The organism is Snodgrassella alvi, assembly GCF_002777425.1.
GTDB classification, from domain to species: Bacteria; Pseudomonadota; Gammaproteobacteria; order Burkholderiales; family Neisseriaceae; genus Snodgrassella; species Snodgrassella alvi_B.
Genome location: NZ_MDVC01000088.1, coordinates 1 through 20787, shown reverse-complemented (window position 1 = coordinate 20787; position 20787 = coordinate 1). Strand labels below are relative to the sequence as shown.

At 45.0% G+C, this 20787-nt stretch carries 20 protein-coding genes and 1 tRNA gene; 15 read left to right on the top strand and 6 right to left on the bottom strand.

Annotation, left to right across the window (positions count from 1 at the left end; genetic code table 11):
* Positions 1 to 111 precede the first annotated feature (111 nt).
* The 4 genes from pheT (at position 112) to BGI33_RS07645 (ending at position 3294) form a co-directional block, all read left to right on the top strand.
* Positions 112 to 2469 (top strand): phenylalanine--tRNA ligase subunit beta, encoded by a 2358-nt coding sequence (pheT, locus tag BGI33_RS07660; RefSeq protein WP_100090634.1) that lies wholly within the window; start codon positions 112 to 114, stop codon positions 2467 to 2469.
* A gap of 100 nt (positions 2470 to 2569) precedes the next feature.
* Complete coding sequence (locus tag BGI33_RS07655) at positions 2570 to 2872, top strand: integration host factor subunit alpha (protein ID WP_100090633.1); 303 nt, start codon at positions 2570 to 2572, stop codon at positions 2870 to 2872.
* Positions 2856 to 3182 carry a hypothetical protein gene (locus BGI33_RS07650; RefSeq protein ID WP_100090632.1) on the top strand — a complete coding sequence of 109 codons (327 nt, stop codon included), beginning with the start codon at positions 2856 to 2858 and terminating at the stop codon, positions 3180 to 3182. The genes BGI33_RS07655 and BGI33_RS07650 overlap by 17 nt, the downstream gene beginning before the upstream one ends.
* Before the next feature lie 35 nt (positions 3183 to 3217).
* Positions 3218 to 3294 (top strand) — tRNA-Pro (locus tag BGI33_RS07645).
* Positions 3295 to 3459: 165 nt separating this feature from the next.
* On the opposite strand, the gene recO is transcribed toward BGI33_RS07645, so the two are convergent.
* The gene (gene recO, locus BGI33_RS07640; RefSeq protein WP_100090631.1) at positions 3460 to 4191 is read right to left on the bottom strand and encodes a DNA repair protein RecO; all 732 of its coding nucleotides are present in this window, start codon (positions 4189 to 4191) and stop codon (positions 3460 to 3462) included.
* Between the two features lie 182 nt (positions 4192 to 4373).
* On the opposite strand from recO, the gene trhP reads away from it, so the two are divergent.
* The gene (trhP, locus tag BGI33_RS07635; RefSeq protein ID WP_100090630.1) at positions 4374 to 5741 is read left to right on the top strand and encodes a prephenate-dependent tRNA uridine(34) hydroxylase TrhP; all 1368 of its coding nucleotides are present in this window, start codon (positions 4374 to 4376) and stop codon (positions 5739 to 5741) included.
* Between the two features lie 73 nt (positions 5742 to 5814).
* On the opposite strand, the gene hemH is transcribed toward trhP, so the two are convergent.
* Both hemH and thiE read right to left on the bottom strand, forming a co-directional pair.
* Positions 5815 to 6822, bottom strand: a complete 1008-nt coding sequence (hemH, locus tag BGI33_RS07630) for a ferrochelatase (RefSeq protein ID WP_100090629.1) — start codon at positions 6820 to 6822, stop codon at positions 5815 to 5817.
* A 210-nt stretch (positions 6823 to 7032) separates the two neighbouring features.
* Entirely contained in the window at positions 7033 to 7659 is a 627-nt protein-coding gene (gene thiE / locus BGI33_RS07625; RefSeq protein ID WP_100090628.1) for a thiamine phosphate synthase, read from the bottom strand.
* Positions 7660 to 7774: 115 nt separating this feature from the next.
* Between thiE and BGI33_RS07620 the strand changes: the two genes are divergently transcribed.
* The 3 genes from BGI33_RS07620 (at position 7775) to BGI33_RS07610 (ending at position 14371) form a co-directional block, all read left to right on the top strand.
* A complete protein-coding gene (locus tag BGI33_RS07620; RefSeq protein ID WP_100090627.1) occupies positions 7775 to 9370 on the top strand; it encodes an inorganic phosphate transporter in 1596 nt (531 codons plus the stop codon).
* Positions 9371 to 9726: 356 nt separating this feature from the next.
* On the top strand, positions 9727 to 14052 hold the full coding sequence (locus tag BGI33_RS07615) for an RHS repeat-associated core domain-containing protein (RefSeq protein ID WP_100090626.1): 4326 nt from the start codon (positions 9727 to 9729) through the stop codon (positions 14050 to 14052).
* A 1-nt stretch (position 14053) separates the two neighbouring features.
* A complete protein-coding gene (locus tag BGI33_RS07610) occupies positions 14054 to 14371 on the top strand; it encodes a hypothetical protein (protein WP_100090625.1) in 318 nt (105 codons plus the stop codon).
* A gap of 98 nt (positions 14372 to 14469) precedes the next feature.
* On the opposite strand, the gene BGI33_RS13165 is transcribed toward BGI33_RS07610, so the two are convergent.
* Entirely contained in the window at positions 14470 to 14679 is a 210-nt protein-coding gene (locus tag BGI33_RS13165) for a hypothetical protein (protein ID WP_180298974.1), read from the bottom strand.
* 60 nt (positions 14680 to 14739) lie between these two features.
* Here BGI33_RS13165 and BGI33_RS14005 point away from each other — a divergent pair, with 60 nt between their 5' ends.
* From BGI33_RS14005 to BGI33_RS07590, 4 genes are all read left to right on the top strand, one after another.
* Positions 14740 to 15549, top strand: a complete 810-nt coding sequence (locus BGI33_RS14005; RefSeq protein WP_180298973.1) for an RHS repeat-associated core domain-containing protein — start codon at positions 14740 to 14742, stop codon at positions 15547 to 15549.
* Between the two features lie 15 nt (positions 15550 to 15564).
* Positions 15565 to 15909 (top strand): hypothetical protein, encoded by a 345-nt coding sequence (locus BGI33_RS07600; protein WP_100090623.1) that lies wholly within the window; start codon positions 15565 to 15567, stop codon positions 15907 to 15909.
* 299 nt (positions 15910 to 16208) lie between these two features.
* Positions 16209 to 17579, top strand: a complete 1371-nt coding sequence (locus tag BGI33_RS07595) for an RHS repeat-associated core domain-containing protein (protein WP_100090622.1) — start codon at positions 16209 to 16211, stop codon at positions 17577 to 17579.
* Positions 17580 to 17594: 15 nt separating this feature from the next.
* Positions 17595 to 18044 carry a tetratricopeptide repeat protein gene (locus BGI33_RS07590; RefSeq protein WP_100090621.1) on the top strand — a complete coding sequence of 150 codons (450 nt, stop codon included), beginning with the start codon at positions 17595 to 17597 and terminating at the stop codon, positions 18042 to 18044.
* A 3-nt stretch (positions 18045 to 18047) separates the two neighbouring features.
* Here the strand turns inward: BGI33_RS07590 and BGI33_RS13465 are convergent, their stop codons facing one another.
* Positions 18048 to 18206 carry a hypothetical protein gene (locus BGI33_RS13465; protein ID WP_218965172.1) on the bottom strand — a complete coding sequence of 53 codons (159 nt, stop codon included), beginning with the start codon at positions 18204 to 18206 and terminating at the stop codon, positions 18048 to 18050.
* 60 nt (positions 18207 to 18266) lie between these two features.
* On the opposite strand from BGI33_RS13465, the gene BGI33_RS07585 reads away from it, so the two are divergent.
* Genes BGI33_RS07585 through BGI33_RS07575 form a run of 3 tightly spaced genes read left to right on the top strand, consistent with a single transcriptional unit; the run spans position 18267 to position 19932 of the window.
* On the top strand, positions 18267 to 19037 hold the full coding sequence (locus BGI33_RS07585; RefSeq protein ID WP_218965171.1) for an RHS repeat domain-containing protein: 771 nt from the start codon (positions 18267 to 18269) through the stop codon (positions 19035 to 19037).
* Positions 19031 to 19459, top strand: a complete 429-nt coding sequence (locus BGI33_RS07580) for a hypothetical protein (protein WP_100090619.1) — start codon at positions 19031 to 19033, stop codon at positions 19457 to 19459. Before BGI33_RS07585 ends, BGI33_RS07580 begins: the two co-directional genes overlap by 7 nt.
* Positions 19460 to 19518: 59 nt before the next feature.
* The gene (locus tag BGI33_RS07575) at positions 19519 to 19932 is read left to right on the top strand and encodes a hypothetical protein (RefSeq protein WP_100090618.1); all 414 of its coding nucleotides are present in this window, start codon (positions 19519 to 19521) and stop codon (positions 19930 to 19932) included.
* Positions 19933 to 20077: 145 nt separating this feature from the next.
* Here BGI33_RS07575 and BGI33_RS07570 read toward each other — a convergent pair.
* Positions 20078 to 20787 (bottom strand): integrase core domain-containing protein (locus BGI33_RS07570; RefSeq protein ID WP_218965170.1); only part of this gene is annotated, 710 nt, incomplete at its 5' end.

The following is a 20787-nucleotide window of genomic DNA, read 5'->3' as shown; positions in this document are numbered from 1 at the left end:
AAAAGTGAAGATGCAGCATCCATACTGATTTAATAATCGTGCAAATCGTCATTACTGGCTAATCACCACACTTTTGGATTAAACCGCAACAGAATACATACTGGAAGCATCATGCAATTTTCTCAAAATTGGTTATATTCATGGGTTAATCCTGAATTGTCAGCCGAACAACTGGCACATTTACTGACTATGGCCGGACTGGAAGTAGAAGAAACCACTTTGGCAGCACCTGCCTTTAGCGGCGTAGTCATTGCTGAAGTTAAATCTGTAATCAAACATCCTGATGCAGACCGGCTCAACATTACTCAGGTTGATGCAGGTACGGGCGAATTGATACAAATCGTTTGCGGCGCACCCAATGTACAGCCTGGTATCAAAATACCCTGCGCCTTGCCTGGCGCCATCCTGCCGGGTAATTTCAAAATCAAACCCACCAAAATGCGCGGCCAGGTGTCCAACGGCATGCTTTGTTCTGCCAAAGAATTGGGTTTGCAAGATGAAGTAAACGGCCTACTGATTTTGCCTGCCAATGCACCCATTGGTAATAACATTCGCGATTATCTGGATTTAGATGATAATCTGCTTACCCTGAAAATTACTCCCAACCGGGCAGATTGTCTGAGCATAAAAGGCATAGCGCGCGAGGTTGGCGCCCTAACCCAGACAGCACTAAGCCCGATAGAAATCATCCCTAACCAGCCAACAACAGATGCCAGCCAGCCTGTTAGCATCGATGCTCCGGAAGACTGCGGCCGTTTTCTCAGCCGTGTAGTCCGCGGAGTCAATGCACAAGCCACTACACCAGCATGGTTAAAACAGCGGCTGGAACGCAGTGGCCTGCGCAGTATCAACGCACTGGTTGATATCGGTAACTACGTTATGCTTGAGCTGGGACAGCCAATGCATATGTTTGATGCAGACAAAATCACCGGTAAACTAATTGTTCGCCGTGCCCATGAAGGCGAAACGCTGGCCTGCCTGAATGACAAAACAGTTACCCTAAGCAATAATACACTGGTGGTTGCCGATGAAGAGCAGGTATTGAGCATCGCCGGATTAATGGGTGGTGCCACCAGCTCAGTTACAGATGATACTCAGAATGTCGTTATTGAAAGTGCCTGGTTTACACCAGACATTATTGCCGGCAAAGCCCGTCAATACGGATTTGGTTCCGATTCATCATTTCGCTTTGAACGGGGCGTAGATTTCAATTTACAGCAACAGGCTATCGAACGCGCAACCACTCTGATAAAAGAAATCTGCGGCGGCGATATTGGTGTAATCACCGAAGCAACAGGTATCTTACCTGCCTCTAAACAGGTCAAAGTGCGCACAGCAAGAGTAGCAAAAGTATTGGGCGTAACCATTGCGGCCACAGATATTGGCGTTATCCTGCAACATTTAGGGCTTAACCCGCAATCCTGTGATGATGGTTTTATGGTTACTTCACCCAGCTTCCGTTTTGATATTGAAATCGAAGCCGACCTGATTGAAGAAATTGGCCGCGTTTATGGTTATGAAAATATTCCAGACGACCATACCAATGGTAAATTAAACATGGTGGCCTTACCAGAAACACAAAAACCCCTGTTCAGCATTTACCATCAACTGGCAAACAGCGGTTATCAGGAAGTAGTCAGCTATGCATTTGTAGAAGAAGCATGGGAACATGATCTGGCCGGCAATACCAACCCAATTCGCTTGCAAAATCCAATAGCTAGCCAGCTTAGCGTCATGCGTTCCACCCTGTTTGGTGGACTGATTGAAATACTGCACAACAATCTTAACCGTAAACAAAACCGAGTAAGATTGTTCGAAGTGGCACGAGTATTTCACAAACATGACGAAAAATACATTCAGACAAAAAAAATTGCCGGTCTGGCCTATGGTTCAGTTCTACCTGAACAGTGGGCAGTAACAACACGAAATGTTGATTTCTATGATGTCAAAAACGATGTTGCTGGCTTATTAAGCGCACATACAGTGGATTATCGTGCCGCACAACACCCGGCTCTGCATCCGGGCAGAACTGCTGAAATCATAATTAATAACGAAGTAGTTGGTATTATCGGTGAGCTACACCCACGCTGGACACAAAAATATGATTTACCCCAGTCACCCATTTTATTCGAACTGGATTTAAGTGCCGTTTTAACCCAAGCCAGAATTACTTATCAGCCCGTATCCAAGTTTCAGCCAGTACGGCGTGATCTGGCATTTATCGTATCGGAGCAAACTACTGCCGACCAATTAATTAGCACTCTAGCCACAGTAAATCATCCAGCAATCCAAGAAATATCAATATTCGACGTTTATCGCGGTAAAGGTATGGCTGAAAATACCAAGAGTATAGCTATAAAAGTTATCCTGCAAAGTGCTGAGCAAACACTAACAGATGAAGAAGTTGAAGAAATAATGACAAAATTCATTGATATAGCGAGTACAATTGGTGCACAATTACGCACCTAAAATCATAGCTACACAAGCTACTTGGTCAAAAATTTACACACTTGAAAACACACACTAATTTGGGGATAATAACGCCCTCTTTAATGAAAGAAATTTTGATATGACGCTGACAAAAGCTGAACTTGCAGATATTCTCGTAGACAAAGTTGCTGGCATGAGCAAACATGATGCCAAAGAAATTGTAGAACTGTTTTTTGAAGAAATTCGCAGCACTCTGGAACAAGGAGAACAAATCAAAATCTCCGGTTTTGGTAACTTCCAGTTGCGCGACAAACCACAACGCCCGGGACGCAACCCTAAAACCGGCGAAGAAGTACCAATTTCAGCCAGACGCGTTGTCACATTCCACGCATCACAAAAATTGAAAGGCATGGTTGATCACTATAATGGAAAACAAGCCTAAGCAACTGTTACCTATTCCAGCACAACGGTATTTCACCCTTGATGAACTATGCCGTCTTGCTGACATCAGTGCTGAACAGTTTTCTGTCTGGCAGCAGATACACGGTGTTGTCGTTGGCTATGGCGGCCAGCATTATACCCGTGCTGATGTAATTAAAATTCGACAATTGCGCGATAGCTTTACACCATATATCGACCCATTTACACGTAATCAGGTGGATGCTGATGGTAATCCGGCCATAGATGCCATCGAAACCCGTCAGCAAATCGAAAAAGTAATAGATAATCTGAATAGCGTACTTGCTAAGTAAAACGATTACACTTATAATCGCTTTCCTTACGAAGTCGGAGTGTGGCGCAGTCTGGTAGCGCACTTGCATGGGGTGCAAGGGGTCGAAGGTTCGAATCCTTTCACTCCGACCAAAATAAAAATACAGCCGTTTATGGCTGTATTTTTTTGCCTGTAAGTTATGCAAATATTCAGAGTTGATTTACAGCACATTTTTTATCAGATTTGTACAGTAAACATCTATAATTGAGCAATTCCATTATTTTCAGACTGGTCAATAATCAACCTATACTTATATATTAATCAGTATATTGCTGCAACTGTTTCAGTACCCGTCGACTGGTTATGCCTTCAGGCAGGCGAAAATCGAGAAGCATGCGAGTAAGACGAATCGCTTCTGAGTGCCATTGAGGCTGGGCAGCCAGAGTCTGGGAGGTTAAGGCGTTAAGTGTGTGGCCATGGACAACAATCCCGTTTTCTTGTGCAGATAACTGTGCCTGCATTAATAACACTGGTGTATGTTCGGCTCGTAACCAATAGCGCTCATAATCAATAATTGCCTGTCCCTGATTATCCTGACTGATATCGGGTGCTACGCCTAAAGTGCGCAGTAATGACCATTCAAAATACCGCAGCGCTGATAAATGTTCACCGCTGGCGATACTTTGCAATACGGTATGCATTGCTGCATGAATCTGAGGTAAAGGGTCTTCGCGGGCTGTAAGTTTCAGCACCAGCTCATTCACATACAAAGCGCTGAATAGGGACTGATTCTGCGGCTGCGGCCATCCTCCTACCCATTCGGCACGGTGTAAGGTTTTTAGTTCATTATTACCATACCAAGATAGCTGCAGGGGCATAAACGGAACAAGCACACCACGTAATTCACTTTGTCTGCGCCGGGCACTGCGTGCCAGCATCACCACCCTGCCATAATCCCGGGAAAATATTTCTATTTGCAGGCTGCTTTCACTCCACGGGCGTGAGGCGAGCAAAAAAGAGGGTTGATGATTAATGCGGTTATTGGACATGACCAGTTTTCACATCGACTATACGTACTGTCAATTATAGCCTGATACGGCATAACAATTGACCCTGTTTGGGAAAAAGCGGATAATTCTGTTAATAACAGATACTTTACTTTTAGGCAGCCGGCTTTAATAAAGCCGGCTGCCTAAAAGTATTCAAAACCATCAGGAAAGTTTGCACACTCATGAAAGCACCGGAATTATTATTGCCCGCTGGCGGACTGGAGCGGATGCGTGCCGCATTTGACTACGGCGCAGATGCTGTTTATGCAGGTACGCCGCGTTATTCACTGCGGGCACGCAATAATGAATTTGCACATCTGCCAATACTGGAACAGGGAATTACTGAAGCACATGCGCGTGGCAAAAAATTCTTTCTGGCCAGTAATATTCTGCCACATAATGCAAAGCTGAAAACTTATCTGGCCGATATGGAACCAATTATTGCCATGCAGCCAGATGCCCTGATTATGGCCGATCCCGGGCTGATTATGAAAGTGCGCGAAAAATGGCCGGAAGTACCAATACATTTGTCTGTTCAGGCCAATACCACCAACGCATGGGGAGTACAATTCTGGCAAAGTATTGGTATTGAGCGGATTATTCTGTCACGTGAACTGAGTATCAATGAAATTGCTGAAATTCGTCAGCAATGCCCGGATATTGAGCTGGAAGTATTTGTTCACGGTGCTTTATGCATCGCCTATTCTGGCCGCTGCCTGCTTTCCGGTTATTTTAACCACCGCGACCCTAATCAGGGTACGTGTACCAATGCCTGTCGCTGGGATTATAAGGTACATAATACGATGGATAGTGACAGTGGTGATGCACAATTATTGCGCGATTTCGATTTTAAACAGGCGCAAAGTCTGGCTGAGGATACCTTGCTCGGCCTGAATGAGCAGCAACGGCATCCGCTGGCAAATAAAGTGTATTTAATTGAGGAAGCAAACCGCCCGGGTGACATGATGCCCATTATGGAAGATGAGCATGGGACCTATATCATGAATTCCAAAGATTTACGTGCGGTAGAACAGGTAGCGAAACTGGCGGAAATCGGTGTGGATTCACTGAAAGTGGAAGGTCGCACCAAGTCGGTATACTACGTTGCCCGTGCAGCACAAGTATACCGGCGTGCTATTGATGATGCGGTTGCAGGTAAACCTTTTGATTATGCGCTGCTGGCTGAACTTGAAGGTTTGGCCAATCGTGGTTACACCACTGGTTTTCTGGAACGCCATCAGACTCAGGAATACCAGAATTACCTGTCTGGCCATTCTTTATCGAAACAAAGCCAGTATGTTGGCAAGGTTACCGCTATAAATGCTGATGGCTGGGCAACGATTGAGGTAAAAAATAAATTCAGTGTTGGTGACCAGCTGGAAATTATTCACCCCAGCGGTAATCAGATTATTCAGCTTGAAGCAATGACACGTAAGGGCTATCCGGTGGAAGTGGCTGCCGGTAACGGGATAGAAGTACAGATTCCACAGATGCATGGTAAAGATAATGCTTTGATTGCTCGTATTATTAGTCAGACTGAGGCGGCTTAAACTGCTAACTTAAACACGCCATAGATACAATACTATGGCGTATTTATTATCTAATACAGATATCGATATGTGATTACAGCCAACCCTGTAAATGCTGCCTAACCAATGGTGCCAATATTTCTACCCATTCCTGTTCACTATTCATGCATGGAATATACTGAAATTGCTTTCCGCCATGCGCCAGAAAATCTGCTTTGCCGCGAATATTAATTTCTTCTAGTGTTTCCAGACAATCGGTAACAAAGCCCGGGCAAACTATATCGAGGCTGCTTATTCCAGTCTGAGGTAACTGGATAAGTAAATCCTGTGTACTTGGGCCTACCCATGGCGCGTAACCAAAACGGCTCTGAAATGCCAGTCGATATTCACTTTCTTGCAGTCCAAGCTCAGCCACCAGCAAACGGGTTGTAGTGGTGCAATGCTCAACATACTCGTCTCCGGCCTGATGCTGCGCCTGTGGAATCCCATGATAACTCAGTAATAAACACTGCCCTCGCCCATGTTGCTGCCAGTATGCCTGAATATGTCTGGCCAGTGTTTTTATATAATTGCTGTCAGCATAAAAGCTGGTGATACTGCGCACCGCCATTTGCACACGCTGCTTAAGCATCACCCGCCATACCTGATCAAGTGCAGCACCACTACTGGAGCCTGCATATTGCGGATATAACGGTAATACCAGCAAACGTTGCACACCCTGCTGTTTCATTTCCTGCAAAACATTAACCACGCTAGGCTGCCCATAAGTCATGGCAAAACGGGTAATAATGCCCTTGGGCATGATTTTGGCTAACGCTGTGGTAAGAGACTGGGTACCGGTCAATAACGGCGAGCCGCTATCCTGCCAGATAGTGCTGTAAGCATGGGCACTTTTACGTCCACGAATAGGCAGAACAATCCCGCGCAAAATTAGCTGCCATAAACAACGCGGCAATTCAACAACGCGCTGGTCAGATAAAAATTCACGTAAATAGGGGCGCACTGCCTGAGGTGTAGGCGCTGTGGGCGTGCCCAGATTGAGTAGTAAAACACCTATAGCTGTTTTCGATGTTTCTGGTTCGGAAAGAAATAATTTTGACATAACAATTGGCAGCAGCAGATTATCAGGAAATCAGGAAAATCCTGCTACCAGTATAGCTGATATATTTTGCTTTATAGCGATTATTACGGTTTTATATCCATTCTGCCCTAAATAATGTACCTGTAAATATCAATATTCCTAAAGCGGTTTGAGTCCCAGTAAATTATGCTTACAATCTTAGATTCCCAAGGATTTACTGGCAGGCTGTCTTTATTCCTGCCAAAGCGCCTGAAAAGCCTTAACTGTTTTTTCTGGTTCAGCTGCTTCAGTGACAGCCCGTACCACTGCTAGCGAACTTACGCCAGTAGCCAATACTTCGCGAGCATTACTCAAGTCAATACCGCCAATGGCAACCGTTGGCGTACTACCAGCCTGAACAACGTATTGTCTGAGCTTGTCCAAACCCTGCGGTTGGCTGGGCATAGTTTTGGTTTTAGTGGGAAAAACTGCGCCACAAGCAACATAACTTGGTTTTACTGCTAATGCTTTTGTCAACTCATCAGTAGAATGTGTGCTTACACCTAACCGCAAACCAGCACTTTGAATCATAACCAGATCAGCACTTTCCAAGTCTTCCTGTCCCAGATGTACCCCATAGGCACCACAGTCTACAGCCTCCCACCAGAAGTCATTGATAAATAATTGCGTAGGCGAATCTTTTGCATAGGCTACACTACGCTCAATTTCACGGTACAATGTAGAGCCAATCGCGGTCTTATTACGTAGCTGTACAGTATTGGCACCTGCATCCACCATTCGAGCTACCCAATCCGCAGAGGGAACAACAGCATAAAACTTCAGGGGAGCAGCTATAGGTAAAAACGAATTTGAAAACATAATTTACTCCTTTTGAAATAAAAATCTTTATAATGACAGTTTTTCACACAGCACTGCCTCCGTTCTGTAACGGTAGCATATATTTATTCTGAATTTTTCACTTTATAAATACATTATGGCCTCAGACACATCCTCTGTACGCTCACCCCTGATTATGCGGGTTAATTACACTTTTGCAGCGCTGTTACTTGGCACAATTGCCTACTTTATCTATTGGGGACTGGGTTACACCAATCATCACTCTCCGCTGTTATTCATCATTGCTACCCTGTTTGGCGCCTTCATGGCATTCAATATCGGCGGTAATGATGTTGCCAACTCCTTTGGCACCAGCGTAGGTGCAGGAACCCTTACAATACCACAGGCACTGGGTATCGCCGCAGTTTTTGAAGTATCAGGTGCAGTAATTGCCGGCGGTGAAGTTACCAAAACCATTCGTCACGGTATTATAGACCTTGGTGCCATGCATTTGGCACCATCACAATGCATTAACGTCATGCTGGCTGCATTGCTGGCTGCGGCTATCTGGCTGCTGATTGCTTCGAAAAAAGGCCTACCGGTCTCCACCACACATTCCCTGATTGGTGGATTGGTTGGAGGCGGGTTGTGTCTGGGCTATCTGGTAACTGGTAACAGCAGCGCTTTAGATCTAATCCAGTGGAATAAAATGGGTGAAATTGGCCTATCGTGGGTGATTTCTCCGGTTTTAGGCGGAGCTTTGTCATTTATCCTCTTTAGCCAGATAAAAAAACATGTACTCGATTATAACGACCGCATGAGCATTGCCCTGAAGCAAATCAAACAGGAAAAAAAAGCATATAAAGAAAAACACAAAGCCTGGTTTGAACACTTAAGCGAAACAGAAAAAATCAGGATTTCTTCAGCAATTGCCCGAGATGCCGAAAATTATAGCGACCCTGATTACAGCACAGAAGAGCTGGAATCAGATTATTATAAAGGGCTGGCTGATATCGAAAGCCGTAAAAACAGTATTGATGCTTTCAAAGCACTACATAGCTGGGTACCTTTAATTTCAGCCTGTGGCGGCATGATGATTACCGCTATGCTGTTATTTAAAGGGTTAACCAATCTGCATCTTGGCTTGTCTGTGGTTACCAATTTTCTGTTAATCATCATGATAGGCGCACTTATCTGGATGGCCACATTCATTTACGCCAAAACACTGAAGCGTAAGGATTTGAGCAAATCCACCTTTCTGATGTTCAGCTGGATGCAGGTATTTACGGCCGCCGGTTTCGCGTTCAGTCATGGTGCCAATGATATTTCCAATGCAGTAGGCCCTTTCGCAGCCATTATGGATATTATCCGTACCGGTGATATCGGCATGGATACCAATACCCCGATTCCAGCACCAGTAATGATAACTTTTGGTGTTGCCCTGATTGTCGGCTTGTGGTTTATCGGCAAAGAAGTTATTCAGACAGTGGGTACCAATCTGGCCAAAATGCACCCAGCATCCGGTTTCACCGCAGAGCTGTCTTCAGCTGCAATTGTGATGCTGGCTACACTAATGGGATTACCAGTATCCAGTACACACATTCTGGTTGGTGCCGTATTAGGTATTGGTTTGGTTAATCACAATGCCAACTGGAAGCTAATGAAACCCATAGCACTGGCCTGGATAATTACCCTGCCATCTGCTGCCCTACTTTCTGTGCTGATTTTTCTCGGACTCAATTCGTTTTTCTGAAATCACACACCGGACAGACAACGCCTGTCCGGTTTTTTATGCCGTGCAGTAACAAGAGTGCTGGCCAGATATCCGTTTCCATGAAACACGAGAACTAACTGCCCAGGTTAACCAATAAGCACACCAAAGCAGCTAACCCCTTACCGGAAAGCTGCTTTTATTATTTCCAGCACTCAATCATCTACACCGTTGATAAAATACAACACAAAAATTACCTAAAAATAAATACAAATTAATATAAATCAACAAATAAACTAATTTAATAATTTTAATTTAACAAAATTAAACCAAACCATGAAATACTAAAGCAATAAACTGGTAACAAACTGTGTTTATCAACCAAAGGAGACATAAGCATGGGAGAAGCCTACTGGGCTGCCCGCGAGGGAGACATCCTTTTACACACCTCCATGCTTGCAGACATCGTTGGCGCCGCCGTAGAAATCGCCACCTACGCCGCCATTACCGCGGCCGCAGGCTTCCTCGTTTTTGGCACCATAACCACCGGCGGACTGGCATTAAGCCTTGTCGTAGGCATCGTCATGGCCATGACCGGCGGCGATAATGTCGTATCTAATCTCGCCGACTGGGTCAGTAGCATCTTTCCTCTCAACGAAGATGGCAAAATCACCACCGGCTCACCCAATACCCGTATCAACAGCAAACCGGCAGCTCGCGCCGCGGGCACAATAGACCCAAGCATCGAACTGACCGATGACGGCGAACAACCACAACAGCCCACAGAATTCCTCGACATAGCCGCAGGCATACTCAGTGGTTTGTGGGAAATGGCCAAAGAAATTTTCAGACCTACCGTAGCTACAGCTGATCCACGGGCAGTACCCAAAGATAACGACAAAATCACCTGTGCCAAGCATCCACATCTACCCGGTACATATGAATACATGGCCGAAGGTTCCAGCAAAGTCTACATCAACAGCCAGCCTGCCGTACGCAGCAACGACCGCAGCACCTGCGAAGCCAAAGTTACTGACAACTGCGAGGGTGGCGTCAGAGTTTCCAACAACGTACGCATCGGTGGTGAACCCATCGTCGTGCGCCCGATCCGCAGTGGCAAACACCCCATATCCTTAGGCGTTGGCATATTAGCCTCCCTTAAGCGCCCTAATAAAAGATGTGTCCAAATTGGCTGTCTGCTGGTCAACCTCGCCATTAATGGCGCCACCAGCTATGTCATCGCCAGCGCGACCAAAGCCGTAACCCGCGGTAACCCCGTTCACCTGCCCACCGGTGCCAAACTCCTTACCGGCACCGAAGAGCTCGACTTCACCATACCCGCCCATTTCCCCATCGAATGGCAGCGTTTTTACAGCAGCATCGATACCCGCACCCACAACATGTTTGGTGCCGGCTGGAGCGTCCCTTATGAAGTAGAAATGGAAATCAATCCGCAGTCAGACGGCTCCTGCACCGCCTTCTACATCAACGAACAGGGACGGCGCATCGAAATCGAAGCCTTGCAGCCGGGTGAAGGTATCCGCATCGTCAGTGAAAATATCAGCATCCGCCGTGGCGAACAGAATCGCTGGGTGATCGAAGATGACGACGGCACCTACCGCCTGTTTGAACCCGATCCCAACCAGCCCAATCGCCTCTACCTTACCCTGCTGCAAGACCGCAACGACAACCACCTGTTTATCTACCGTGATCAGCACAGCCGCATCAGCCACATCAGTGACGACAGCAAGGCTGCCATCATCTCCCTGCACTATCAGGATAAACACCATCCCCAGCGCGTCACCCACATCAAACGGGAACTAGCCAATGGCAGCAGCCAGCTACTGAGCCAGTACCACTACAACGAACAGGGCGATTTACAACAGGTCATCGATGCTGAAAACCGCCCCACCAGAGAATTTGCCTACGACAACGGCCGGCGCATGAACTACCACCGCCTGCCCACTGGTTTGCAGTGCTATTACCAGTGGCAGCACTTCGACGGGCCAGCAGAAACCGCATGGCGCGTTATCCGCCACTGGAGCGAAGCCGACGGTAAACGTCTGGAAGACTACCGTTTCCAGTATGATCTCGAACAACGTCTCACCACTGTATATGACAGCCTCGGTCGAGTAAGTCAGCATTACTGGAACGAAGTCTACCAAATCACCCGCTACATCGACCCCCTCGGCCAGACTACCGAATTTGAGTGGAACGAAGACCAGCAACTGGTCAGCGTCACCAATCCCCAAGGCGGGAAATGGCGCTACAGCTATGACGAACAGGGACGCGAAACCACAGAAACCGATCCCCTCGGCCGTACCACTCAGACCCAGTGGCTGCCGCACTGGGCTTTACCCACCATCAGCGTCGACCCCGATGGCAGCACCTGGCGGTACTACTACGACCAGCGCGGCAACCTGCGCAGTGTTATCGATCCTCTAAAGCAGCGTACCCACTACCAGTACGACCTGCATGGCCAGATAGTTCAGATCACCGATGCCCGCGGTGGCAAAAAATACCTGCGCTGGAATCAGAACGGCCAACTGATTCAGCATAGAGACTGCTCCGGCACCATCACCGAACTGAATTACGACCAGTACAACAATCTCAGTGCCATCTCCGACGCCCAATGCAACAGCAGCAAATACAAGTACAACGCTGCCGGCCAGCTTACTGGCGTTACCTTAACCGACGGCAGACAGGAACACTACCGTGTCAACAGTGCCGGCCAGCTACTGACCTATACCGACCCTGCCGGCCACAGCACCCACTACCAGCGCGACCCGCGCGGACTGGTGCATACCCGCATTGATGCTGCCGGACGCAAACTCGGCTTTAACTACGACGCCTATGGCCGCCTTAACACCCTTATCAACGAAAACGGCGAACACTACCAGTTTCAATATGATGCCGCCGACCGCTTAATCGAACAGACCGATCTGGACGGGCGTAAACAGAAATACAGCTACGATGCACTGGACAACGTCAGCGCCGTGCACTTTGCTGCCGGCAGCAGTGCCGAAATTACCCACCGCTTCAAACGCGATGCCATCGGCCGCCTCATCGGCAAATACACCACCGACGGCACCACCGCCTACCAGTACGACAAAGCCGACAACCTTATCAACGTTGGCTACAAGAAAGCCGGCCTGCCCGCAGAGGCAGAGCCCGACCTCATCACCTTCAGCTACGATCTACTGGGTAACCTGCTGAGCGAAACCACCGCACAGGGCACCCTCAGCCACCAGTACGACCCACTGGGCAACCGCATCGCCACCACCTTGCCGGATGGGCGCACCATCAACAACCTCTATTACGGTTCCGGCCACCTGCACCAGATAAACATCGATGGCCATATCATCAGCGACATCGAACGCGACAACCTGCACCGCGAAATATTACGCACCCAGGGACGCCTGAACACCCAGTTCAAATACGACCGCAACAGCCGGCTGCAACGCAAACAGATACAGCGCAATCAGAACCCCATCCTGCCCGATATCCTCATCGAACGCAGCTACCAGTACGACAACCTCGACCGATTGGTAAGCAAAAAACACAGCAAACACGGCCAGACCGATTACCGCTATGATCACACCGGCAGAATCGAAGGCTGTCGTAATCAGAGATACTGGGAAACCCTGCAATACGATGCCGCTGCCAACCTGCTGGACAGCAAATACAGAGAAGACTACAGCAATCACAACCTGATTCGCTGTAACCAGCTCCTGCATTTCAGAGGGCACCACTACAGCTATGATGAGCACGGCAGAACCCAGACCAAACAGACCATCGGTGCTACCCAGCACTATCATTACGATGCCGAACACCGTCTAAGCGAAGTACGCATCGAACAAACAGGCCGCAGTCAGCGTTACGGCTATGTTTATGACGCCTTAGGCCGGCGTATCGAAAAGCATCAGATAGACCGCGAAGGCAAACCCTACAACCGTACCCGCTTCCTGTGGGACGGGTTAAGAATGATTCAGGAAACCGGCCCGAATCACCCCACTAGCCTGTATATCTATACCGACCAGAACAGCTACGAACCACTGGCGCGGATAGATAAACGAGGTAATGACCCAGAAAGGGTAATGTACTTCCACACCGACCTGAACGGCTGCCCGGAAGAGTTAACCGATGCAAACGGCGAAATACTGTGGGAATGCAGCTTTCAGCTATGGGGAAAACGGATTCATGAAATCGAACATATCCCCATCCAACAAAACCTCAGATATCAGGGACAATATTTAGACAGGGAAACCGGCTTACATTACAATACTTTCAGGTATTATGATCCGGATATAGGTAGATTTACTCAGCCAGACCCGATTGGGCTGCTGGGTGGATTTAATCTGTATCAGTATGCGCCTAATGGGTTGACTTGGGTCGATCCGTGGGGATTAACTTGTGGTGGTACAACACGAGTACGCCACTATACAAACCGCAAGGGATCAAATGCTATTAAACAAGACGGAGTAATCAGGGCTAAAGATAATGGGCGAGTTTATGTAGAACCAGCTAATAAAAAACCATTAAGTCAGATAAAAGCTGAAGATAAATACGGGATTAAACCAGGTAAAGGCAGAGATTATATTGAAACTGACGTCTTATCCTCGCGATTAGAATGGAAAACTAATCCTGCTTATCATACAAAAGAGCTAACAGTTAAGGGGGATATAACCTTGTCAGAAAATGCAAAAATAGTTCAAAGGAAGTGATATGTTATTGAAAGATAATGAAAGTATAGTACTAACAGGAAAAGAAGCTATTGAAATTATAAAAACTATTAATTACTTTGTTATCTCATTAAATCAAATTGGACACTATTATGAAGAAAAAATAAATACTAAAGATGGAGAATGTGACTTTAAAAAAGAAATTGCACACTTCATTATAAAAAATAGAATTGCTAATCAGTTACTTGTTGCTAGAGGGATATTATTACATAAGTTTAATCGTGAACTTGGAGACGATGATATGGACGACATTGAAAGAGCAATAGAAAAAACAAAATACTGGGAAAAACCTGGAGATTAAATATTTGGAGAATGCGATTGTAAATATCCCATACTTAGGACAATAATCACATAGAAAATTATGTTATATGTTCCATATTATTAAATACTACTAGCTAATTATAGAGCTATACCGACCCCGCCGGCCACAGCACCCACTACCGCTATGACGAGCACGGCAGAACTGCCAGTAAACAGACCATTAGCGCCACCCAGCACTACCACTACGACGCCGACCACCGCCTGAGCGAAGTACGCATTGAACAACTCAACAAAACCGAACGATACCGCTACCTCTATGACGCCCTTGGCAGACGTATCGAAAAACATCAGATAGACCGCGAAGGCAAACCCTACAACCGTACCCGCTTCCTGTGGGACGGGTTAAGAATGATTCAGGAAACTGGTCCAAATCACCCCACCAGCCTGTATATCTATACCGACCAGAACAGCTACGAACCACTGGCACGGATAGACACAGACGGCAACCAAGAACAACATATCCGCTACTTCCACACCGACCTGAACGGCTGTCCGGAAGAGCTTACCGATGCAAACGGCGAATTACTCTGGGAATGTAGCTTTCAGTTATGGGGGAAGCGGATTCATGAAATCGAACACGAACCCATAGAGCAGAATCTCAGATATCAGGGACAATATTTAGACAGAGAAACTGGTTTACATTACAATACGTTCAGGTATTATGATCCGGATATAGGCCGCTTTACCCAACCGGATCCGATTGGTTTAGCCGGTGGGTTTAATCTGTATCAGTATGCGCCCAATGGGTTGACTTGGATTGATCCGTGGGGGTTAGCAAGTATAAATGCCCCTGGTGTATATAACGTTTATGACGAAGCTTACTTACCGAAAGATATGTATCGTATGAGTGATAGGAAACATTTCCAAGAAGCTAATCGACAACTTTATTATCGAATGAAAAACGATCCTCAACTTAAGGCTTCTCTTGAAAGTAAATATCCAGGAATTTTTGAGAAAGTTTCACCAGGCAAACGAGGAGCTTTCCCTGGGAAAGCACCGACTGGGATTGGTTGGTCAACTACATGGCACCATCATGAAAGAGTCGGTGGGTTATTGCAGTTAGTTGACAAGAAAGATCATAACTCTAGACATCTTGATTATCACCCTAAAGGCTATGGAGGAAGGAAGTCATGGGGCGGTGGTTCGTCTTGTAGATAAAATTTGAGGATACCAATGAATAGTTTTAAATCTATATATGAATTAATAAAGAACCTTTCTCTTCTAGACCAAGGAGAATGGATTTATGCAAATTTAAATTCGTGGAATAGTAATCCAGAACATACAGAGTTTTATTATATTCCATGGGATTATATTCAAAATTTAGATGACGATGAGATATATCTTGATGAAGAAGATATGGAAATGCCTCTTGTCGTTAAAGGATTAAATTTAAGAGGATGGATGCTGGTTGGTTCATTAGACTATATAATCCAAAATAAATCAGACTTTGAGCATGATAATAAATGGCTGATTGATGAAATAAATTATTATCGAAATAATGATACATTTAGAACGTAAATATAAATTTGGCAAAATTACTCTAATTTTTTTGCTCATCCATTAATTAATCAACTAATTATTTAATAATAACAAAGATTAGTGGCTAGTTAAGAAGAACCGGTACCTAGAGCAGCCTGTTACACTATTACTGCGACCCACTGGGCAACCGCATTGCCACCACTCTGCCGGATGGGCGCACCATCAACAGCCTCTATTACGGCTCCGGCCACCTGCACCAGATAAATATCGATGGCAACATCATCAGCGACATCGAACGCGACAACCTGTACCGCGAAGTATTACGCACTCAGGGACGCTTGAACACCCAGTTCAAATACGACCGCAACAGCCGGCTGCAACGCAAACAGATACAGCGCAATCAGAACCCCATCCTGCCCGATATCCTCATCGAACGCAGCTACCAGTACGACAACCTCGACCGGCTGGTAAGCAAAAAACACAGCAAACACGGGCAGACCGATTACCGCTATGATCACACCGGCAGAATCGAAGGCTGTCGTAACCAAAGATACTGGGAAACCCTGCAATACGATGCGGCCGCCAACCTGTTGGACAGCAAATACCGAGAAGACTACAGCAACTACAACCTGATTCGCTGTAACCAGCTCCTGCATTTCAGAAGCCACCACTACCGCTATGACGAGCACGGCAGAACCCAGACCAAACAGACCATCGGCGCAACCCAGCACTATCACTACGACGCCGACCACCGCCTGAGCGAAGTACGCATTGAGCAAACAGGCCGCAGCCAGCGTTATGGGTATGTTTACGATGCCCTTGGCCGGCGTATTGAAAAGCATCAGCTAGACCGTGAAGGCAAACCCTACAACCGTACCCGCTTTCTGTGGGACGGGTTAAGAATGATTCAGGAAACCGGCCCGAATCATCCTACCAGCCTGTATATCTATACCGACCAGAACAGCTACGAACCACTGGCGCGGATAGATACAGACGGCAACCAAGAACAACATATCCGCTACTTCCACACTGACCTGAACGGTTGTCCGGAAGAGCTGACCGACGAAAACGGTAAAATACTGTGGGAATGTAGCTTTCAGTTATGGGGAAAGCGGATTCATGAAATCGAACACGAATCAGTAGAGCAAAACCTCAGATATCAGGGACAATATTTAGACAGAGAAACCGGCCTACATTACAATACTTTCAGGTATTATGATCCGGATATAGGTAGATTTACTCAGCCAGACCCGATTGGGTTGCTGGGTGGGTTTAACCTGTATCAGTATGCGCCTAATGGGTTGACTTGGATTGACCCGTGGGGGTGGAGTAGTTGCCGTCTTAGATTCATGGGAAGAACACCAAGCAAGAAAAGCAAAACAGGGCAGGAAGTTATCAATCGAATGCGTGGGGAGAAGCGTATTATTGGTGAAGGTAATGATATGTATTTTAAAAGCTCTACCGATGGAAAATGGTACAATATTAAAGATGCAGATATGGCTCACAAAACTGATGCAGTTGCATATTGGAATCAGACAGGTGGATTCCACGGGCCTAAATCTAAAGATGTTAGAGGTTTTATGAGAGATCCTAATAATTATGAATTAGAATACTTTAGACATAATCGTTCACAAGGGGCAAAATTAGGACAAACGTATAAAAAACCTGAAGATTTTATTGGACCAGCTGAAAAATCATCCTATTTTTAATAAAGAGAGATAAGTATGAAAGAACTTTCAAATGTGGATCCTGATTTAGAGCAAAGTATCATATCTATTGTAGAGGACGGCAATGTTTTTAATGTAAATAAAAACTATTCCTCAGCTTTACAAAATTATCAGAAAGCATGGGCGCTTCTACCAGAGCCCAAATTAGAATGGGAATTGATCAGTTTATGGTTATCAGGTTCTTTTTATACAACTTATTTTAATTTAAAAGACTATGAAAATGCCAAAATTTGGGCGCATTCTAAGCTTGCAGCTACAAGTTCTGATATTGATACAGGCCCGTATATTGATCTTGGCATGGTTTATTATGAATTAGGTCAATATGATGAAGCTTATAAATATTTTAATGCAGCATATGAATGTGGCAAAGCCCGAGCATTCAAAGAACGACCTAAAAAATATTTAGATTTCTATTTAAAAGAAACAAAACAAAAGGATAAAAAATAATTTCTAGTTAGCGAAACTAAAGTAATCAAAACCGCCAGCCATACCCAGCACTACCACTACGACGCCGAACATCGCCTGAGCGAAGTACGCATTGAACAGCTCAACAAAACCGAACGATACCGCTACGTCTATGACGCCCTTGGCAGACGCATCGAAAAACAAAAGTTAGACCGCGAAGGCCAACCCTACAACCGTACCCGCTTTCTGTGGGACGGGTTAAGAATGATTCAGGAAACCGGCCCGAATCATCCTACCAGCCTATATATCTATACAGATCAGAACAGCTACGAACCACTGGCGCGGATAGATAAACGAGGTAATGAGCCAGAAAGGGTAATGTACTTCCACACCGACCTGAACGGCTGTCCGGAAGAGCTTACCGATGCAAACGGTAAAATACTGTGGGAATGTAGCTTTCAGTTATGGGGGAAGCGGATTCATGAAATCGAACACGAACCCATAGAGCAGAATCTCAGATATCAGGGACAATATTTAGACAGAGAAACCGGCTTACATTACAATACCTTCAGGTATTATGATCCGGATATAGGTCGCTTTACCCAACCGGATCCGATTGGTTTAGCCGGTGGGTTTAATCTGTATCAGTATGCGCCTAATGGGTTGACTTGGGTCGATCCGTGGGGGTTAGCAGGCAGTAAACTTAAAGATGGTATACCTGAAAATCCTGGTCTTGTTCGTCGCTTTATGTCTAAAAAGGAATTTAAAATATTTACAAATGAAGGGTTTACATTTGATCCCAACGATAGCAGAGGAGGGATAAGTGCAACTTCTGTAAAAGTTAAACCTGTGAATCGAGATGCCATAAAAAGGAGTACAGGAGCTTTAGGGGCAGATTACTATGTAGATATAAATACTGAAAGTAAAAATGTAGAATTAAAAGGACGAACTAAGGGAGGAGTGATGGACTGGAAAATTAAGGATAACATTTCTACTAATGAAATTATAAATAAAGGTCGGGTTAAAAAATGCTGATTAATGCTTTACAAGAGTATAAAGACGCGGAAGAGAAGTTATGGAAAGAAATAGTAAATGATAAGGAGGAGCAATATTTTATCGAACATACAGATGTTTCGATTGCTACATCTCTTCTTGAAAATTTGATTAAATTAAGAGTTTTAGGTACAGAGCTACCTGCGTATGAATTAATGTTAAAAATTAATAAGGATAAAGCACTAACGCTCATAAAAGATCTGTATCTGTCTCAGGATCTTGCTAATCATGCAAAAGACCAAGTGGTAGACTTAAAGGGTATGTTTGCGGATATAAAAAATATTCTGGGCAAGGAAGAGCTAGAGAAAGTATTAAACAGTAAAGAACTCTTACGCAAAAACAAAAAAAATAAAAGAGTCCAAGAAGCCATTAAATTTGCATTAGAGCAAGATGAAGACAGATAAATGTGCTATAAGTAAGAAAAATATAGAGATAAATTCACAAAAGTATAAGGTAAAAATCCATGTTAATTGATACATTGCTAGAGCATGAACGTGCATACAATAATTTACTCAAGGAAATATCAGATGAAAAAGCAAAACAAGATTTTATTGATCATGCAGACGTTGCAACAGCTACGCCTTTACTTGAATTTTTAATTAAAACTAAAGTAATGCAATTGCCTGCTTTTGAGCTAATGTTAAAAATAAATAAAGACAAGGCAATCAAATTTTTAAAAAAGTGGTATCTGTCGCTGGATCTATCTGATCATGCTAAAGACCCTGTTTCAGGCCTTGATATAATATTATGTCACGTCAAGGATATACTGGGAGAGAACGAATTCAATAAACTATTAAATTGCGAAGAATTCTTACCTAAAAACAAGAAAAACAAAAGAGTAAAAGAAGCAATTAGATTCGCCTTAGAAGATGACTAAGCAAAAAACACAGCAGACACGGGCAGACCGATTACTACTATGATCGCACCGGCAGAATCGAAGGCTGTCGTAACCAGAGATACTGGGAAACCCTACAATATGATGCTGCCGTGTACTAGCTTAAACTTAATCTGACAGACACCACCTACTCATCGGCATTCGTTCTAATACAATGACTGTCTGATGAGTAAAATAAATTCTCTAGCTGCTTTTCTTTAGCCAGTCCTTTTGTCTCTACCCAAGTTTGCCAAGGTGTCTTACCATAACAGTATTTCCCTGAATGTGCTCTTTCCCGATTGTAAAACTCTAGCCAAAGCTCAATATCTTGTTGTATCTCTTTCAGTTCTGTATATATTTTACGTCTAAACATAATATCATAACACTCGGTCTTCATCGTCTTATGGAACCGCTCACATATACCATTCGTTTGCGGACTGTAGGCTTTTGTTTTCGTATGCTCTATATCCTCCAAATTCAGATATAGTTCGTATGCATGACGCTCTTTATGACCGTTATACTCACTTCCTCTATCCGTCAGAATTCGTAAAAGCGCTACCTGCTCATTATCAAAAAATGGTATCACTTTATCATTGAGCATATCCGCAGCAACTAAACTGTTTTTCTCCGTATATACTTTAGCAAACGCCAGTCTTGAATAGGTATCAATAAACGTTTGTTGGTATATTTTCCCAATCCCTTTAATATGACCAACATAATATGTATCTTGTGCGCATAAGTATCCAGGATGCTGGGTCTCAATTTCACCCTGTGCCTCTCGCGCTGCTTTCGCTTTCTCTAAAGCCTGTAGCTGGCTTTCTGTTAACACAAGCCCTTCCTGAGCTACTTTTGTTTCCA

Coding starts and splice junctions, on each gene's coding strand:
- BGI33_RS13165 (WP_180298974.1), bottom strand. CDS start 14,679: ATGTTTTTCGATACGTCTGCCAAGGGCGTCATAGAGGTAGCGGTATCG.
- BGI33_RS07590 (WP_100090621.1), top strand. CDS start 17,595: ATGAAAGAACTTTCAAATGTGGATCCTGATTTAGAGCAAAGTATCATA.
- BGI33_RS07580 (WP_100090619.1), top strand. CDS start 19,031: ATGCTGATTAATGCTTTACAAGAGTATAAAGACGCGGAAGAGAAGTTA.
- BGI33_RS07620 (WP_100090627.1), top strand. CDS start 7,775: ATGGCCTCAGACACATCCTCTGTACGCTCACCCCTGATTATGCGGGTT.
- hemH (WP_100090629.1), bottom strand. CDS start 6,822: ATGTCAAAATTATTTCTTTCCGAACCAGAAACATCGAAAACAGCTATA.
- BGI33_RS07600 (WP_100090623.1), top strand. CDS start 15,565: ATGAATAGTTTTAAATCTATATATGAATTAATAAAGAACCTTTCTCTT.
- thiE (WP_100090628.1), bottom strand. CDS start 7,659: ATGTTTTCAAATTCGTTTTTACCTATAGCTGCTCCCCTGAAGTTTTAT.
- pheT (WP_100090634.1), top strand. CDS start 112: ATGCAATTTTCTCAAAATTGGTTATATTCATGGGTTAATCCTGAATTG.
- BGI33_RS07585 (WP_218965171.1), top strand. CDS start 18,267: ATGATTCAGGAAACCGGCCCGAATCATCCTACCAGCCTATATATCTAT.
- BGI33_RS07655 (WP_100090633.1), top strand. CDS start 2,570: ATGACGCTGACAAAAGCTGAACTTGCAGATATTCTCGTAGACAAAGTT.
- recO (WP_100090631.1), bottom strand. CDS start 4,191: ATGTCCAATAACCGCATTAATCATCAACCCTCTTTTTTGCTCGCCTCA.
- BGI33_RS07610 (WP_100090625.1), top strand. CDS start 14,054: ATGTTATTGAAAGATAATGAAAGTATAGTACTAACAGGAAAAGAAGCT.
- BGI33_RS14005 (WP_180298973.1), top strand. CDS start 14,740: ATGATTCAGGAAACTGGTCCAAATCACCCCACCAGCCTGTATATCTAT.
- BGI33_RS07650 (WP_100090632.1), top strand. CDS start 2,856: ATGGAAAACAAGCCTAAGCAACTGTTACCTATTCCAGCACAACGGTAT.
- BGI33_RS07615 (WP_100090626.1), top strand. CDS start 9,727: ATGGGAGAAGCCTACTGGGCTGCCCGCGAGGGAGACATCCTTTTACAC.
- trhP (WP_100090630.1), top strand. CDS start 4,374: ATGAAAGCACCGGAATTATTATTGCCCGCTGGCGGACTGGAGCGGATG.
- BGI33_RS07575 (WP_100090618.1), top strand. CDS start 19,519: ATGTTAATTGATACATTGCTAGAGCATGAACGTGCATACAATAATTTA.